Here is a 16,240-nt window from a genome sequence, read left to right on the forward strand (position 1 = left end):
CGGGAGCTCGCGGGAGCCTTGGCCCTTTTGTCGCCCGGGGTGTTGCGCTACCAGCAGGTATCGGATCATGGTCTCCATCTGATCTCCGGCGAAGCCGAATCCACCTTCTCGACAGAGGGCATGCATGCGTAGAAGATCCCTCGCCGGCCTCACCGCGATCGCGGTGACCGGCGGCACCCTGCTGGCCACCGGCGCACCCGCCCAGGCGGCCGAACCCACGACCCTCTACGTCAAGAAAGCCGACGCCAACTGCTCCGACCAGGGGCCCGGCTCCGCGACCGCGCCGTTCTGCACGATCGGTGCCGCCACTGCCGTGGTCACCAGCGGCCAGGACGTCCGGGTATATGACGGGGACTATGCCGAGCGTGTCACCTTCACCCGCTCCGGGACCCCCGACGCCCCGATCGGTTTCATCGCCAACGGCAACGCGGTCCGGCTCGTCGGGCCGACCGCGGGCCTGGTCATCGACGGTCAGCACGACATCGGCCTCCAGGGCTTCAAGGTCAATGGGACGCTCGACCTGCCCGTCCTGGACATCCGCAACTCCTCGAACATCGAGGTCGCGGGTGGCACCTACACGATGGCCAGCGCCGCGACGGGCCCCGTCGTGCGGGTCACCGGGGTGACGATGGCCAGCCTGCGGGACATCTTTGGCACCGGAACGGCGCTCACCAACGGAATCACAGTGGACGCCACGTCCACCGACGTGACAGTGGAACGCGCGACAGTGGCCACTGGATCGCAGTACGACAGCGCCGACCACAGCACGGGCATCCGGATCGAGGGAACACGCACCTCCGTCCTCGACACAGTCGTCGGCGGCTTCACCGGCGCCGCCATTGAGGTCGGACCGGGCGCCTCCGGCACTGTGCTGGCCAACAACGACGTCAGGGGCGGGGCCGGTCACGGCATCCACAACCGTGGGGCCGCCAACACGGCCATCACCAACAACTCCATCAAGGACCGCTGCGTCGACGGCGTCCGGGTCGACGGGGCGTCCTCCGCTGTCTCCGTGCAGAACAACACGTTCAGCAACAACGGTCAGTCCCGCCAGAGCTTCTGCGACCCCCAGCTCACCGGCGGGGTCGAGATCGGCGTCCACGACCAGTCCCTGACCAGCACCGTGGTCGACTACAACAACACCTACCACAGCATGTCCCCGTCCTCGACGAACTACTCCTGGAACGGGACCGTCATGGGCCTGGCCCAGTTCCGCACCGCGTCCGGCCAGGCCGCGCACGATCGGGACACGGCGAACGCCAATGACCGGATCGACTCGGCGAACTCGGCAGCACCCGGCTTCCCGGAACTCGACAGCCAGAACCAGTCGCGCCGTGACGACCCGGCTGTGCCGAACACCGGTGCCGGCCCGGTCACGTACGCCGACCGGGGCATCATCGAGAGCGTCAAACCCCCGAGGGCGTTGTTCGACGTCAGCCTGGACCTGGGCGCCAGCTCGGTCACCGTGGACGCCTCCGCCTCCACGCCGGGCTTCGTCCCGATCAGGGAGTACGTGTTCAACTTCGGCGACGGCACAAACGTCGTCACCCAGTCCACCCCGACCGCCACGCACAGGTACGCCAACCCGGGCACCTACGACGTCACCGTCCTCGTCCGCGGCGAGGACGAGATGCAGGGCAGCAGCACCGAGCAGGTGAGCGTGCTGCGACGGACCGCGAGCGTGGGTCTGCTCGCGCTGTCCAACCTCCGGTACGTCGGCGCCGTGCCCATGCGACCGGACCAGGTCAGCTTGACCGCCGCCGCGCAGTACGACCTGGCGGACGCCGGCAACGGCCAGGTCGCCCTGGTCGCACGGGCCAACGGCCACTACGTCACGCAGTCGGCAAACGAGAACCTGGACGCCGAGAGCCAGGTCGTCGGTACGACGGAGAAGTTCACTGTCGTCCGGAACACCGACGGCACGATCAGTCTCAAGGCGAACAACGGCCTGTACGTCACCGCCGACCCCAGCGGCTCCTTCACGGTGTCGGCGAGCAGTCCGGCGATCAGCACCTGGGAGAAGTTCCACCAGGTCCCGGTCGCCGACGCGAACAGGTCGCTGAAGGCCAGCGTGAACGGCCGGTTCGTGATGTCCGACAACACCGGGACGAAGCCGCTGATCGCGAGTTCGACGACCGCCAGCACGTGGGAGCGGTTCGACATCGTCGACCTCGGCAACGGACAGGTCGCCCTGCTCGCCCGCGCCAACAGGCGCTTCGTCACTGCCGACGGCGCCGGCAGCAAGCCTCTGATCGCGACCCGTCCCACGGTCAGCCTGTGGGAGCAGTTCACGATGGTCCGCAACAGTGACGGCACGGTGAGTTTCAAGGCCACCGTCAACAACAAGTACGCCAGCGCCGACGGCGCGGGCAGCAAGCCGTTGATCGCCAACGGCCCCGCAGTCAGCACCTGGGAGAAGTTCACCCTCGGCTGAGTCGTCCCCGCCGTTCGACGCCCGCCGGACCTTCGGGTCCGGCGGGCGTCGCGGTGTGAAGGGGGTCAGCGCAACTCGTACACCGTGACGCTGCCGGAGACGAGACGCACCTGGGCCAGCCCGGCCAGCGCCTGTGACACCTCGCCGGCCCGCGTGTCGGCGAACAGCCAACGCACCCCGTACTCGGCGCGCAACCGGTCCAGGTCGGCAACGGTGGGCGTGCGGAAGACCCGCTCGTTCACCGCGAACCGGGTCGGGTCGTGCGGGTCCTGCCGTACGTAGCCGAGGCCCCGCCGACCGTTCGCGGCGAGGGCGGCGTCCGTGTAGCCCCAACTCTCGATCACCGTCCGGTGCCCGCCCAGCCCGGTCACCCAGTAGGCGCGGGCGTCGCAGTGCGCGGTCGTCGGTACCGGCCGACAGTGCACGTTCGTGGCCACCACGTCGTCGTCCGCGGCGTGCTCGTCGAGCCAGAGCGCCGCCCGCATCTCCGCTGCCGTCACCGTGGACGGCTGCGCGACCGACGCCTGTCGACCCGGCGCGACCTGGACGTACCGGACGGCGCCGTCGACCCCCCGCGCGACGCTCGCGCCCAGCAGCGCCGCCGTGATGCCGGCCAGCGCCACTGCCACGAGGCGTCGTCGCCCGCCGTCGTCCCGGCGACGGCGGCGACCCGGCAGGGCGTGCACACCTACCGCGATCAGCGCGGCCAGCAGGAGAAGGACCGCGAGCCGCAGGTACGAACGCCCGAGGATGCCCGCCCAGCCGGCCATGGTCGCGGCCGGCCGGGCCATCAGGGGTACGACGAGGTACGACGCCACGCCGAGCAGCGCGGCGCACACAGCCACCGGCCAGGACGGCCGGAGCATGGTGAACAGCCACACGGTCAGCACGGCGCCGAACGGAAGCACGTCCAGCCAGAAGTAGACCTGGCTCAGCGAGGGATGGTGCAGCGTCCAGATGCCGCCCGCACCGGCCAGGATCGCGCCGGAGAGCAGCCAGGGCGCCGGATCGGCGCGCCGCGGCCCGGTGAGGATCAGCATGCCGATCAGCCGGGGCAGCTGCACCAGCAGCCACCAGCCGAGCAGGGCGAAGGTCAGCAGCCATCCGGCGGCCCCCGCCCGGGCGAGACCGAACGGCAGCAGCCCGCCGCCGCGCACCCCGTCACCCGCGCCGATTGTCTCCCGGTACTGCGGCATGGCGTGCAGGAACGCGAACGCCTGCGGGCTCAGGGTGCCCGCCCCGCCCCCGGCGAAGAGCAGGTAGCCGACACCCATCGACGCCACGAGACACAGCAGCGCGGCGAGCGCCGGCCAGGGCACCCGCCGCCCCTGCCACCAGGTGGCGACAAGGGCGACACCGACGCCGGCGATCAGCGGCGGCAGCGCGCTGGACTTCGAGCCGGCGCAGGCGAGCCCGAGGGCGGGCAGCAGCGCCCAGGCGACACCCAGCGGTCGCCCGCGTACGGCGTCGACGCAGATGCCGCCGAGCAGCACGAGCAGCGGCAGGACGTACGTCTGGGACGGGCTGGAGAAGGAGAAGGCGAACGCGCCGTCCGCGATGGCCGAGTTTACGGCCACCGGCATACCGAGCCCCGCCGCCGCGCCCGCAAGCGGTCCTGCCCACCAGCGTTCGGACAGGTCCCGGGCCAGCCCGGCGGTGACCAGCACGGTGATGATGGCGACCGGCGCCAGCCACAGCCGGAGCAGGACCGTCGCGGGCGGAATTCCGGTGATCATGCTGCCGGCGGCCATGTGCGCGTCGGACAGGTAGTGGTAGCGCAGCGGTTCACCGGCCATCTGCGGCAGTTGGAACGGCAGATCCCGGGTCAGCTCCTGCACCAGCGACAGGTGGTACAGCAGATCCTGGTAGTACGTGTGGTTCACCGGCGGCAGCGGCACCAGACGCCACTGCGCGACGGCCCAGAGCAGCACCAGCAGCAGCACCGCGACGATCGACAAGTGCCAGGCGAGCGGGAGCGGCCGGCGGGGCCCGACCCGCCAGTGCCGGCGCAGCCGCGGAACGACTGCGAAGGCCAGCACCACGGGCACCGGCCACCACCGCAGCAGGTGCTGCTGGCCGGCGGTGGCGGCGGCGACCCAGGCGCCGAGTTCGAGAAGAAGGCCTGTAGCCGCGCCGTAGCCCAGGTCCTCCGGCAGGTTGCCCCGACCGCCGCGTACCGCCCGGTGCACCAACGTGCCGGGCAGCAGCACTGCCAACGACCAGTACGCCGCGTAGCGGACCACGTCGCCGGCGGGCACGTCGGTGTACCACCAGGCGGCCGGCAGCGCGGCGAGCAGGACAGCCCACGGCAGGGCGGCGGCCACAGTGGAGCCGACGGACCGGGCGGGCCGCCGGTCGGGCCGCGTCGCGGGGACGGGCGCGGCCGGTTCCACAAGCGCGAGCGAGTCAGCCACGGGCGCTGCCCACAGGCGTGACGGCGATCGGCGAGCCCAGCTCGATCTCCGCCGAGTCGGCGCCGACGTGGTACGTCGGCCGGCCCTGCACCGTCGCGTAGATCCGCCCGACGTACTCGCCGAGCAGGCCCAGGCAGACCAGCTGCACGCCACCGAGGAGCAGGACCGCGACGAACGTCGACGTCCAACCCGGGATGGTCAGACCGCGCAGGTACGCCACGACGCCGAACCCGATGAGGCCCACACAGGCCAGGAAGCTGACCGCGCCGAGCCAGGTGGCCAGGCGCAGCGGCGCGGCAGAGAAGTTGGCGACGCTGTCCCAGGCGAGCGCGATCATCCGCGGCAGCGGGTACTTCGTCTCGCCCGCCGCCCGTGTCTCCCGGACGTAGCGCACCTCCGCGCTGGCGAAGCCGAGCGCGGGCACCAGCAGCCGGTAGACCGGGGTGCGTTCGGGCAGTTGACGCAAGGTCTCGATCACCTCGCGGCTCATCAACCGGAAGTCACCAGCCTGGGCGGGCACCTCGGCACCGACGACGCGACGCATCAGCCGGTAGTAGAGCTGCGCGGTGCGTCGCTTGAACGCGGTGTCTGAACTGCGGTCGGCACGTACGCCGTACACCACGTCGACGCCCTGCTCGCGGGCCACCCGCAGCATCTCGGCGACCGTCTCCGGCGGGTCCTGCAGGTCGGCGTCCAGGCTGACCACCCATTGTCCACGGGAGCGGTACAGGCCCGCGGTCAACGCCGCCTGGTGTCCGCTGTTGCGCCGCAACCGGACCAGGCGCAGTTGCGGCCAAGTCCGCACATGGGTGAGCAGCACCGCGACTGTGTCGTCCCGGCTGCCGTCGTCGACGGCCACCACCTCGTAGTCGACGCCTAGCGCGTCGAGCACCGGCCGCAGCCGGGCGATCAGGGCCGGGATGACAGCGGCCTCGTTGTACATGGGAATGACGACAGACAGCACCAACACTTACCGGCCCCGTTCCGGACGCCTGCGGCATCGAACGCACCTTGTTCACGGGTGCGGACGGTCACCGTTACCCGGCAACCTCACGAGCGGTAGGCCACCCGTTGAACAGGACGTGAATGTCGGCCTGCCTGCTGCCACCTTTTTCCGCGGCCGGCCAGGCCCCTGACAGGAACCTCCCCGATGGCCGTTTTGTCGGTGCGGTCAGCGCCGCCACCTGCCAGTAGGGCAGGATCGGCGCATCTGATTCCGGCGTCGCCGGGTCTTTCTTTTCTTCGGGGCCAGCATGCGTAAATCCTTCTTCTCCGGTCTCGTGACCATCGTCCTGACCGGCGGCGCACTGGTGGGCACCACAGTGCCCGCCCACGCCGACACACCGACGACGCTGTACGTCCGGCAGAATCCCCCCGCCAACTGCTCCGACTCGTACCCGGGCACCCTGGCGCAGCCGTTCTGCTCGATCGGAGCCGCCGCCGCGATCGTCACCGCCGGGCAGACGGTCGACATCGGTGGCGGCGTCTACATGGAGCGGGTCAACGTCACCGCGTCCGGCACCCCGCAACAGCCGATCGTGTTCACTACCAACGCCAACTCCAACTCCAACTCGGCCACCCTGTCCGGCGCGACGGCCGGTTTCGTCATCGACGGCCAGCACGACGTGGTGTTGCAGAACATGCGCGTCTTCGGGTCAGCCGGCGTGCCAACCGTGGACGCCCACAACTCGTCGGGCGTCACCATCCGCGGTGGCGGCTACGGTCTGAACAGACCCACGAACTCCCCCGTGATCCGGTTCGCCGGTGTCACCGGTTCGAGCGTGTCGAATACGACAGTCATCGGGTATACCTCCACCGCCGGCGTCGCCGTGGACGCGGCGAGCAGCGACGTCCACATCCTGGGCACGACCGTGCAGGGCGATGCCAGCTACGTCGCCGCCGACCACACCGTCGGCGTCCGGATCGACGGGCCGCGCAACTCGTACGTGGGTGGCCAGGTCCACGGCTTCACGGACGCGGCCGTCGCGCTCGGCCCGGACGCGACCGGCACCGTGGTGGCCAACAACCTGATCACCGGCGGCGCCGGTCACGGCGTGCACAACAACGGTGCCACCGACACGGCCATCGCCAACAACACCATCAAGGACCGCTGCCGCGACGGCATCCGCGTCGACGGAGCCTCGTCCGGCGTCTCCGTCCAGAACAACGTGCTCGCGGTGAACGGTTACTTCAGCCAGGGCTACTGCGACCCGGCGTTCCTCGACGGCGTCGAAATCGGCGTCTACGGCGGCGCAGTCGGCAGGACGGTTGTCGACTACAACAACGCCCACCACTACTACAACGACTCCCCGCAGATCTACGCCTGGAACACCCGGATGGGCCTCGCGGCCTTCCGGGCGGCGTCGGGTCAGGCCGCACACGACCGGGAGACCGGACAGGCCCCGGACAGCTACGACTCGGCGAACTCCGCAGCCCCCGGCTACCAGGACCTCGACCGCACCGGCCAGCAACGGATCGACGACCCGACAGTGCCGAACACCGGCGCCGGCCCGGTCACGTACGCCGACCGCGGTGCCGTGGAGACCATCCGCACCCCCGTGGTGCTGTTCAACGTCGGCCTCAACCTGGAGGCGCGGTCGGTGACCGTGGACGCGTCCGCCTCCACCCCCGGCCTGGCCCCGATCGCCTCCTACGAGTTCGGGTTCGGCGACAACAGCGTGGTCACCCAGGCCGGCCCGATCGCCTCGCACACCTACACGCGTCCCGGCCGCTACACCCTCAGCATCAAAATCATCGGCACCGACGGCCGGTCGACGACTCGTACCGAGCAGGTCAGCGTGTTGCAACAGACGGGCACGTTGGCGCTGCGCGCCCTGTCCAACCGCCGCTACGTCAGCTACGAGACCGGTTCCGGCCTCCAGCCGAATCAGACCGAGCCGGGCGCGACCGCGCAGTTCGACCTGGCGGACGCGGGCAACGGCAAGGTCGCCCTCTTCTCCCGGGCGGTTGGGCGCTACGTCGCCATCTCGGAGTTCGACAACTCCACGTTGACCGCGACGAGCATTCTCGTGGACACGCGAGAGGCGTTCACGATGATCCGCAACAGCGACAGCACCGTCAGCTTCCAGGCCCCCATCACGGCGAAGTACGTCACCGCTGACCCCAGCGGCACCGTCGCGATGAGCGCCAGCAGCTCCACCATCAGCAACTGGGAGAAGTTCCTCCAGGTGAACCCCCCGGAGGCGAACACGGCCCTGAAGGCAAAGGTCAACGGCCGCTACGTCAGCGCCGACGGCGCCGGCGCCAAGCCGCTGATCGCCTCCGCCCCGACGGCGAGCCTGTGGGAGCGGTTCGACGTGGTGGAGCTCGGCAACGGCCAGGTCGGCCTCCTCGCCCGCGTCAACAACAAGTTCGTCAGCGCCGACGGGGCCGGCTCCAAGCCGCTCATCGCCAACGCCCCGACGGTCAGCACCTGGGAACGCTTCGACATCATCCGCAGCAGCGACGGCACGATCAGCCTCAGAGCCGCCATCAACGGCAAGTTCGTCAGCGCCGACGGCGCCGGCTCCAAGCCCCTGATCGCCAACGGTCCGGCCATCAGCACCTGGGAGAAGTTCACCCTCGGCTGAGCCGCTCAACGATCGACGCCCGCCAGACCCTCAGGTCCGGCGGGCGTCGTCGTTCACAGCCCTCTGCTCAGCGCTCCAGGATCGCCGTCACGCCCTGGCCGCCTGCGGCGCAGATGGAGATAAGGCCTCGTCCGCTGCCCTTCTCGGCCAGCAGCTTCGCCAGCGTGGCCACGATCCGGCCGCCGGTGGCGGCGAAGGGGTGGCCGGCGGCCAGCGACGAGCCGTTGACGTTCAGCCGGTCGGTGTCGATCGCGCCGAGCGGGGCGTCCAGGCCGAGCCGGTCCTTGCAGAACTCCGGCGACTCCCAGGCGGCGAGGGTGGCCAACACCTGCGACGCGAACGCCTCGTGGATCTCGTAGTAGTCGAAGTCCTGCAACGTGAGCCCGGCCCGGGTCAGCATCCGGGGCACCGCGTACGCGGGGGCCATCAGCAGCCCCTCGTCGCCGTGCACGAAGTCCACTGCCGCGGTTTCCGACCAGCTGAACCAGGCCAGCACCGGCAGGTTGTGCGCCGCCGCCCATTCCTCGCTGGCCAGCAGCACCGTCGAGGCGCCGTCGGTGAGTGGGGACGAGTTACCGGCGGTCATGGTGGCGTGCTCGGCGTCCGGGCCCCGGGTGCCGAAGACCGGCTTGAGCGAGCCGAGCTTCTCCACGCTGGTGTCCGGGCGGAGGTTCTGGTCGCGGGTGAGCCCCAGGTAGGGCGTCATGAGGTCGTCGAAGAAGCCCCTGTCGTACGCGGCGGCGAGCCGCTGGTGCGACCGCAACGCCAGCTCGTCCTGGGAGCGCCTGTCGATCTGCCAGCGCATGGCGGTCTGGGCGGCGTGGTCCCCCATGGACAGGCCGGTACGCGGTTCGGCGTTGCGGGGGATGTCCGGCTTGAACGGCTGGAGCGGGCGCAGCTTCGCGGCGATCTTCAGCCGTTCGCCGAGGGTGCGGGCGGAGTTGAGTTTGAGCAGCGTACGGCGCATGTCCTCGTTGACGGCGAGGGGCGCGTCGGAGGTGGTGTCGACACCGCCGGCGATGCCCACGTCGAGCTGCCCGAGGGCGATCTTGTTGGCGACCAGGATCGTGGCTTCCAGGCCGGTGCCGCAGGCCTGCTGGATGTCGTACGCGGGGGTGTGCGGGTCGAGCCGCGACCCGAGGACGACCTCGCGGGTGAGGTTGAAGTCACGGGAGTGCTTGAGCACGGCGCCGGTGACCACCTCGCCGACCCGCTGCCCGGCCAGCCCGTACCTGGCGATGAGACCGTCCAGCGCGGCGCCGAGCAGGTCGGCGTTTGACGCGTCCGCGTAGCGGGAGTTCGAACGGGCGAAGGGGATGCGGTTGCCCCCGATGACCGCGACCCGCCGGATGCTCTGCACGATCCGCCTCCTCCGAGATGTGTTGCACCAACCCTACTCGCCAGTAGGCTACGCCCATGACCGACAGGTACGCGAGCTTCGTCCAATCGGCCGCCGGCCGCACGCTGGTCAAGCGCCTCGGGCTTCCCGACCCGCCCCGACTGCGCCGGCACCACCCCGGCGACCCGCTGCTGACCGGGCCGGCCCTGCTCGGCGCGGCCACCGGCGGCCGGCTCGCCGAGCCGGTCGCGGAGATCCTGACCGCCGCCGGGGTCGAGCTGGCCGACCCGGCCGCCGAGCCGCAGACCGACACCCCGCAGCGGTACGGTGCGCTGCTGTTCGACGCCACCGGGATCACCGATTCGAGCGGCCTGCGCCAGCTCTACGACTTCTTCCACCCGCAGGCCCGCGCCGTGCTGCCCAGCGGCCGGGTGATCGTGCTGGGTACCCCGCCGGGCGAGTGCCCGACACCTCGCGAGGCGACCGCGCAGCGCGCCCTGGAGGGGTTGGTGCGCAGCATCGGCAAGGAGTTCGGCCGGGGCACCACGGCGCAGCTCGTCTACGTGACCCGTGACGCCAGCGCCGCCGGCACCCGAACGAGCCTCGAATCGACGGTGCGGTTCCTCCTGTCCGGCCGGTCCGCGTACGTCTCGGGCCAGGTCGTCCGGGTCGGCGCCGGCGAGGCGAGCGCCCCGGCGGACTGGGATCGCCCGCTGGACGGGCAGGTCGTGCTGGTCACCGGCGCGGCCCGGGGCATCGGCGCGGCGCTTGCGAAGGTGCTTGCCCGCGACGGCGCGCAGGTGATGGCCCTGGACATCCCGGCCGCGGGTGACGCCCTCGCGGCGGTGGCGAACGAGATCGGCGGAACCGCCGTGCAGCTCGACCTGACCGCACCGGACGCGCCCACCCGGCTCGCCGACCACCTGGCCAGCCGGCACGGCCGGGTCGACGTGGTGGTGCACAACGCCGGAATCACCAGGGACAAGACGCTCGGCCGGATGGACGCCGACAGGTGGGATCAGGTGATCGACGTCAACCTCTCCAGCCAGGAGCGGATCAACGACGTACTGCTGGAACGGGGGCTGATTCCGACCGGCGGGCGGATCGTGGCGGTCTCCTCGATCGCCGGGATCGCCGGCAACCGGGGGCAGACCAACTACGCCACAAGCAAGGCCGGCGTCATCGGGCTCGTCGACTCGCTCGCCCCGACCCTGCGGGAGCGGGGAATCAGCGTCAACGCGGTGGCCCCCGGCTTCATCGAGACCCGGCTGACCGCGCGCATCCCGCTCGTGGTCCGGGAGGCGGGCCGGCGGATGAACAGCCTGTCGCAGGGCGGTCTGCCGGTGGATGTGGCCGAGACGATCAGCTGGCTGGCCTGGCCGGCGTCCGGCGCGGTCAGCGGCAACGTGGTCCGGGTCTGCGGCCAGAGCCTGCTGGGGGCGTGATGGGCGGCGCGGACGACGAACTCTCACTGCACGAGCTGATCGACGGCCCGACGGAGACGCTGTCGGCGCGGACCCAGGCCGCGGCACGGCGTCCGGAGTCGGGCGGCCGCACTCTGGTGGAGCTGCCCCGGATGCCGGCGGCCGGCCCGCTGTACCGGCGGGCCGTGCTCGGTGCGCTGCCGGGCCTCGGCGGCGGCCGGCGCGGGACCGACCTGCCGGCTGTCGAGTTGGCCGCCGGCGGGGTGACAGTCGACCGGGCGCACCTGGCCGACTACGACCGCGTCTGCGGGTTCCGTCTCACCGATCGACTGCCTGCCACGTATCCGCACGTCATGGGCTTTCCGCTGGCGCTGCGTCTGATGACCGCGCCGGAGTTCCCCTTCCCGCTGATCGGCCTGGTGCACATCGGCAACCGGATCACCGTGCACCGCCCGATCACCGCTGACGAGCCTGTCGACTTCACCACGTACGCGCAGGACCTGCGTCCGCACGACCGGGGCCGGCAGGTGGACGTGGTGCTTGTCGGCTCGGTCGACGGGGAGGAGGTCTGGCGCGGCGTCTCGACGTACCTGGGTCGGGAACGCACGTCCGGTGGCGGTGCGCGGGGTGAGCGTCCCGAGGCACCAGCCGCGTCGGCCCGTTGGCGGGTGGAGCCCGGCGTCGGCACGGGGTATGCGCGGGTGTCCGGGGACCACAACCCGATCCACACGTCCCGGCTCGGGGCGCGGCTGTTCGGGTTCCGCCGGCCGATCGCGCACGGCATGTGGAGCAAGGCGCGCTGCCTGGCCGCGATGGAGAGCCGGCTGCCGGACGCCTACACGGTCGAGGTCGCCTTCAAGTTGCCGGTGTCCCTGCCGAGCACTGTGAGCTTCGCCCTCCTGCCGGACGGCGGGTTCGCCCTGCACGACTCGCGCGGTCGACCGCATCTGGCGGGTCTTCTGCGCTGACGCGATCTCGGGCTTGGCAGGGAGACCGTCATACGTTAGGTTGTTCTCACATAGAGATGTTCTCAGAGTGAGGGTGACGGGATGAACGAGCAGGAGTTCCTGGAGGCGTACGACCCCCGGGCCTACCCGTCGGTCGCCGTGACAGTCGACGTGGTGGCGCTGACCATCCGCGACGACGCGCTGCACCTGCTGCTGATCCGGCGCGGCCAGGCACCCTTCGAGGGCCACTGGGCGTTGCCCGGCGGCTTCGTCCAACCCGACGAGGACCTGAGCGCCGGCGCCCGACGGGAGCTGGCCGAGGAGACCGGGCTCGGCGGCGAGGGGCTGCGCCGCGTACACCTGGAGCAGTTGGGCAGCTACGGCGATCCCGACCGTGACCCGCGGATGCGCGTCGTCTCGGTCGCCCACCTCGCGTTCGCCCCGGACCTGCCGGACCCGGTCGCCGGCACCGACGCCGACGAGGCGATCTGGCTGCCGGTGACCGCGTTGACCAGCCGGCAGCTCGCCTTCGACCACGGCCGGATCATCGACGACGCGCTGGAGCGCGCCCGGTCCAAGCTGGAGTACACGCCGCTGGCCACGCGCTTCCTCGCCACCGAGTTCACCATCAGCGAGCTACGCGCCGTCTACGAGACGGTCTGGGGTCACCCGCTGCACGCCGGCAACTTCCACCGCAAGGTGCTCTCCGTCCCCGGTTTCGTGGAGAGCACAGGCGCCAGCACCGAACGCGGCGGCGCGCGGGGCGGCCCCCGCGCCCGGCTCTACCGGGCCGGCGACGCCCGGCTGCTGCACCCGGCGCTGCTGCGCCCCGCCCGCGAGGAGACCGTGCGATGAGAACCGCCGAGGCCATCGGCCTGGTCACGGCCGCCCGCACCGACACCGACCTGTTCGGCACGGACCACCCGGCCCGCCGCTACCGCGAGCTGGTCGCGGCCCTGCACCCCGACCGCCTGCCGGCCGACCCTGCGGTACGCGCCGAGGCCACCGACGCGTTCGTCCACGTCACCACCAGGTGGCAGGCCCGGCAGGTCACAGTCCTCGGCGACTACCGCCTCCGCGCGCCGGCCCACTCGGGTGACCTGGCCGACCTCTACGACGTGGGCGACGACCGGCTCCTCAAGCTGCCCCGACGACCCAGCGACAACGACCTGATGGCCCGCGAGGCGCACGCCCTGCGCACCATCGCCGAGCATGGCGACCCGCGTTACCTGCCGTACGTCCCCCGGCTCGTCGACGAGTTTCCGCACCGCGACACCTCGACCGGTGCCGAACGGCGGATCACCGTGCTCGCCACCGCGCCCGGCCTGCACGACCTGACCGAGGTGCGGCGCGCGTACCCCGACGGGTTGGACGCCCGGGACGTGGCCTGGATGTGGCGGCGGCTGCTGGTGGCGCTCGGCCTGGCCCACCGGGCGGGCGTGGTGCACGGCGCGGTCCTGCCACCACACGTGCTGATCGAGCCGGACGCCCATGGCGTCGTGCTCGTCGACTGGTGCTTCTCCGCCCCGATCGGTGGCACGATCCCGGCGATGGTGCCCGGCCACCAGGACTGGTATCCGCCGGAGGTCTTCCAGAAGCGGCGGTGCGGGCCGGGCACCGACATCTGGATGGCAACCCGCTGCATGACCTCGCTGCTGAACCGCCACGCGCCGCGCGAGCTGCTCACCTTCGCCCAGGGCTGCCGTCACCGCTTCCTCTCCGACCGGCCCGACGACGCCTGGCGGCTGCTACGCGAACTCGACCAGGTGCTGGACCGGCTCTACGGGCCACGCACCTTCCGACCCTTCACCCTTACCCCCTGAGGAGCTGTCATGGGCAGTGGAACCTGGTCCACCGACGTGTACGACGCCGCCGACCGCTACCGGCGCAGGACCGGCCGGAGCGCGTTCTCCTACAGCGACAGCGGGGCGCGCACCGTGCACCCCGCGCTCGACCCCCGTGACGCGACACGCGAGAGCCGCGACTCGGACGAGCACCCCCGCTCGACGCCCGTCGCGGTGCTCTTCGACGTGACCGGCTCGATGCGCACGGTGCCGCGTGTCCTGCAGACCAAGCTGCCGCAGCTGCTCGGGCTGCTGCAACGGCAGGGCTACGCCAGCGACCCGCAGATCATGTTCGGCGCGATCGGCGACGCCACCTGCGACCGGGTGCCGTTGCAGGTGGGCCAGTTCGAGTCGGACAACCGGATGGACGACGACCTCGGCCGGATCGTCCTCGAAGGCGGTGGCGGTGGGCAGATGACCGAGTCGTACGAGCTGGCCATGTACTTCATGGCCCGGCACACCACCACCGACAACTGGGAGAAGCGCGGCCGGCGCGGCTACCTGTTCATCATCGGCGACGAGCTGGCGTACCCGCAGGTCAAGGCGCGGGAGGTGACCGGCCTGATCGGCGACGAGCTGGCCGAGGACCTGCCGCTGCGGCAGGTCGTGGACGAGGTGACCCGCCGCTGGGACACCTACTACCTGCTCCCCGCCGGCAGCCACTACTCCGGCAACGCCAAGGTGCTGGACTTCTGGCGGAACCTGCTCGGGCAGAACGCCGTCGTGCTCGACGACCTCGACGCGGTCTGCGAGACCATCGCGCTCACCATCGGCCTCGGCGAGCAGGCGATCGACCTCGACGAGGGACTCCGCCACCTGGACCGCGCCGGCTCCGGTGCCACCGGGACCGTCTCCAAGGCCCTGGCCCGCCTCGGCCGGGGGCGGCGGGCCGAGGTGTCGACGCTGCCGGCGTTCCGCGACACGGCAGGTGGGGTGACCCGACTGTGAGGCACGTGGCGGTGGTCGACCTCGGCTACGGCGACGCCGGCAAGGGCACTGTCGTGGACTGGCTCTGCGCCACCCGCCCGGTGCACACGGTGGTCCGCTTCAACGGGGGCGCGCAGGCGGCGCACAACGTCGTCGGGCGCGACGGGCGGCACCACACGTTCGCGCAGTTCGGGGCGGGCACGTTCCACCCGGGTGTGCGTACGCACCTGTCGCGGCACGTGGTGGTGGACCCGCTGGCGCTGGCCGCCGAGGCCGACCATCTCGCCACGCTCGGGGTGCCCGACGCACTGGACCGGCTGACCGTCGACGGGGACGCGCTGCTCGCCACCCCGTACCACCGGGCCGCCAACCAGGCCCGGGAGATCGCCCGGGGAGCCGACCGGCACGGCTCCTGCGGGCTGGGGGTGGGCGAGGCCGTCGCGTACGGTCTCGCCCACCCCGACGAGGCGCCCCGGGTCGCCGACTGCCACCGCCCGGCGCTGCTGCGCCGCAGGTTGACCGCCCTGCGGGATCGGCTGACCGCCGAACTCGGCAGGCTGGACGCGCCGCCGGTCGAGGACTGCCTGCCCGCGTTCAGCGGGTTCGCCGGGCGGGTCGCGATCGTCGACGGCAGTTGGCTCGCGGGGGCGCTGCGCGCCGGGACGTGCGTCTTCGAGGGCGCGCAGGGGGTGCTGCTGGACGAGTGGCACGGCTTCCACCCGTACACGACGTGGAGCACCACGACGTTCGCCAACGCCGACAGCCTGCTCGCCGAGGCGGGCCGCCCCGGCGACGTGACCCGGATCGGGGTGCTCCGGGTGGTCACCACCCGGCACGGGCCCGGCCCGCTGGTGACCGAGGACCCGGCGCTGCCCTTCGCCGACCCGCACAACCCGACGAACCCGTGGCAGGGCCGGTTCCGGTTCGGCCACTTCGACGCGGTCGCCCACAGGTACGCCCTCGACGCGGCCGGGGGGGTCGACGGCCTGGCGCTGACCCACCTCGATCTCGCCGGCCCCCAGCTGCGGATCTGCCGCCGCTACGACACCACTGACCGGCTCACCCCGGGCCCACCCGGTGACCTGGACCGACAGGCCGCGCTCACCGCTCACCTGCTGCGGTCCCGGCCGGTCTACGACGGTCCGCCGGCCGACTGGGCGGAGGCGGTACGCGCGGAGCTTGGCGCACCAGTGGTGCTCACGTCGCGAGGCCCCACCGCCGACGACAAGACCCCGCTCGGTCCGCTGCTCGCCGCACCGGCCCTGGTGTGCTCGGCCTGACGTCCGGAGAGGGCGATCCGGCGACTCGGCCACCGAGCGGC

The 16,240-nt window shown here is 71.6% G+C and carries 11 protein-coding genes; 8 read left to right on the top strand and 3 right to left on the bottom strand.

Going from position 1 to position 16,240, the window contains the following annotated elements; all coding sequences use genetic code 11:
- Positions 1–124 precede the first annotated feature (124 nt).
- Positions 125–2,434: a PKD domain-containing protein gene (locus ACZ6N8_RS05760; RefSeq protein WP_466007823.1), complete on the top strand. Its 2,310-nt coding sequence runs from the start codon at positions 125–127 to the stop codon at positions 2,432–2,434.
- Between the two features lie 65 nt (positions 2,435–2,499).
- On the opposite strand, the gene ACZ6N8_RS05765 is transcribed toward ACZ6N8_RS05760, so the two are convergent.
- On the bottom strand, positions 2,500–4,848 hold the full coding sequence (locus tag ACZ6N8_RS05765) for a hypothetical protein (RefSeq protein WP_466007825.1): 2,349 nt from the start codon (positions 4,846–4,848) through the stop codon (positions 2,500–2,502).
- The gene (locus ACZ6N8_RS05770) at positions 4,841–5,818 is read right to left on the bottom strand and encodes a glycosyltransferase family 2 protein (protein ID WP_466007827.1); all 978 of its coding nucleotides are present in this window, start codon (positions 5,816–5,818) and stop codon (positions 4,841–4,843) included. The genes ACZ6N8_RS05765 and ACZ6N8_RS05770 overlap by 8 nt, the downstream gene beginning before the upstream one ends.
- A 283-nt stretch (positions 5,819–6,101) precedes the next feature.
- Here ACZ6N8_RS05770 and ACZ6N8_RS05775 point away from each other — a divergent pair, with 283 nt between their 5' ends.
- The gene (locus tag ACZ6N8_RS05775; protein ID WP_466007829.1) at positions 6,102–8,438 is read left to right on the top strand and encodes a PKD domain-containing protein; all 2,337 of its coding nucleotides are present in this window, start codon (positions 6,102–6,104) and stop codon (positions 8,436–8,438) included.
- A gap of 67 nt (positions 8,439–8,505) precedes the next feature.
- On the opposite strand, the gene ACZ6N8_RS05780 is transcribed toward ACZ6N8_RS05775, so the two are convergent.
- Positions 8,506–9,798, bottom strand: a complete 1,293-nt coding sequence (locus ACZ6N8_RS05780) for an acetyl-CoA C-acetyltransferase (RefSeq protein ID WP_466007831.1) — start codon at positions 9,796–9,798, stop codon at positions 8,506–8,508.
- 56 nt (positions 9,799–9,854) lie between these two features.
- On the opposite strand from ACZ6N8_RS05780, the gene ACZ6N8_RS05785 reads away from it, so the two are divergent.
- The 6 genes from ACZ6N8_RS05785 to ACZ6N8_RS05810 all read left to right on the top strand — a co-directional run bounded on the left by ACZ6N8_RS05785 (position 9,855) and on the right by ACZ6N8_RS05810 (position 16,199).
- Positions 9,855–11,222, top strand: coding sequence for a 3-oxoacyl-ACP reductase (locus tag ACZ6N8_RS05785; RefSeq protein WP_466007833.1), 1,368 nt, complete (start codon positions 9,855–9,857; stop codon positions 11,220–11,222).
- A gap of 131 nt (positions 11,223–11,353) precedes the next feature.
- Complete coding sequence (locus tag ACZ6N8_RS05790) at positions 11,354–12,169, top strand: MaoC/PaaZ C-terminal domain-containing protein (protein WP_466008320.1); 816 nt, start codon at positions 11,354–11,356, stop codon at positions 12,167–12,169.
- A gap of 81 nt (positions 12,170–12,250) precedes the next feature.
- The gene (locus ACZ6N8_RS05795) at positions 12,251–13,003 is read left to right on the top strand and encodes an NUDIX hydrolase (RefSeq protein WP_466007834.1); all 753 of its coding nucleotides are present in this window, start codon (positions 12,251–12,253) and stop codon (positions 13,001–13,003) included.
- A complete protein-coding gene (locus ACZ6N8_RS05800) occupies positions 13,000–13,971 on the top strand; it encodes a serine/threonine-protein kinase (protein ID WP_466007836.1) in 972 nt (323 codons plus the stop codon). Before ACZ6N8_RS05795 ends, ACZ6N8_RS05800 begins: the two co-directional genes overlap by 4 nt.
- Before the next feature lie 9 nt (positions 13,972–13,980).
- The gene (locus ACZ6N8_RS05805; protein WP_466007838.1) at positions 13,981–14,940 is read left to right on the top strand and encodes a hypothetical protein; all 960 of its coding nucleotides are present in this window, start codon (positions 13,981–13,983) and stop codon (positions 14,938–14,940) included.
- Complete coding sequence (locus tag ACZ6N8_RS05810; RefSeq protein WP_466007839.1) at positions 14,937–16,199, top strand: adenylosuccinate synthetase; 1,263 nt, start codon at positions 14,937–14,939, stop codon at positions 16,197–16,199. Before ACZ6N8_RS05805 ends, ACZ6N8_RS05810 begins: the two co-directional genes overlap by 4 nt.
- The last annotated feature ends 41 nt before the right edge of the window (positions 16,200–16,240 follow it).

It is taken from the genome of Micromonospora sp. NPDC047521 (genome assembly GCF_055587305.1).

Excerpts from the sequence above, each read along its gene's own strand:
- ACZ6N8_RS05800 (WP_466007836.1), top strand. The coding sequence starts at position 13,000 with ATGAGAACCGCCGAGGCCATCGGCCTGGTCACGGCCGCCCGCACCGAC.
- ACZ6N8_RS05760 (WP_466007823.1), top strand. The coding sequence starts at position 125 with ATGCGTAGAAGATCCCTCGCCGGCCTCACCGCGATCGCGGTGACCGGC.
- ACZ6N8_RS05775 (WP_466007829.1), top strand. The coding sequence starts at position 6,102 with ATGCGTAAATCCTTCTTCTCCGGTCTCGTGACCATCGTCCTGACCGGC.
- ACZ6N8_RS05790 (WP_466008320.1), top strand. The coding sequence starts at position 11,354 with ATGCCGGCGGCCGGCCCGCTGTACCGGCGGGCCGTGCTCGGTGCGCTG.
- ACZ6N8_RS05785 (WP_466007833.1), top strand. The coding sequence starts at position 9,855 with ATGACCGACAGGTACGCGAGCTTCGTCCAATCGGCCGCCGGCCGCACG.
- ACZ6N8_RS05805 (WP_466007838.1), top strand. The coding sequence starts at position 13,981 with ATGGGCAGTGGAACCTGGTCCACCGACGTGTACGACGCCGCCGACCGC.
- ACZ6N8_RS05795 (WP_466007834.1), top strand. The coding sequence starts at position 12,251 with ATGAACGAGCAGGAGTTCCTGGAGGCGTACGACCCCCGGGCCTACCCG.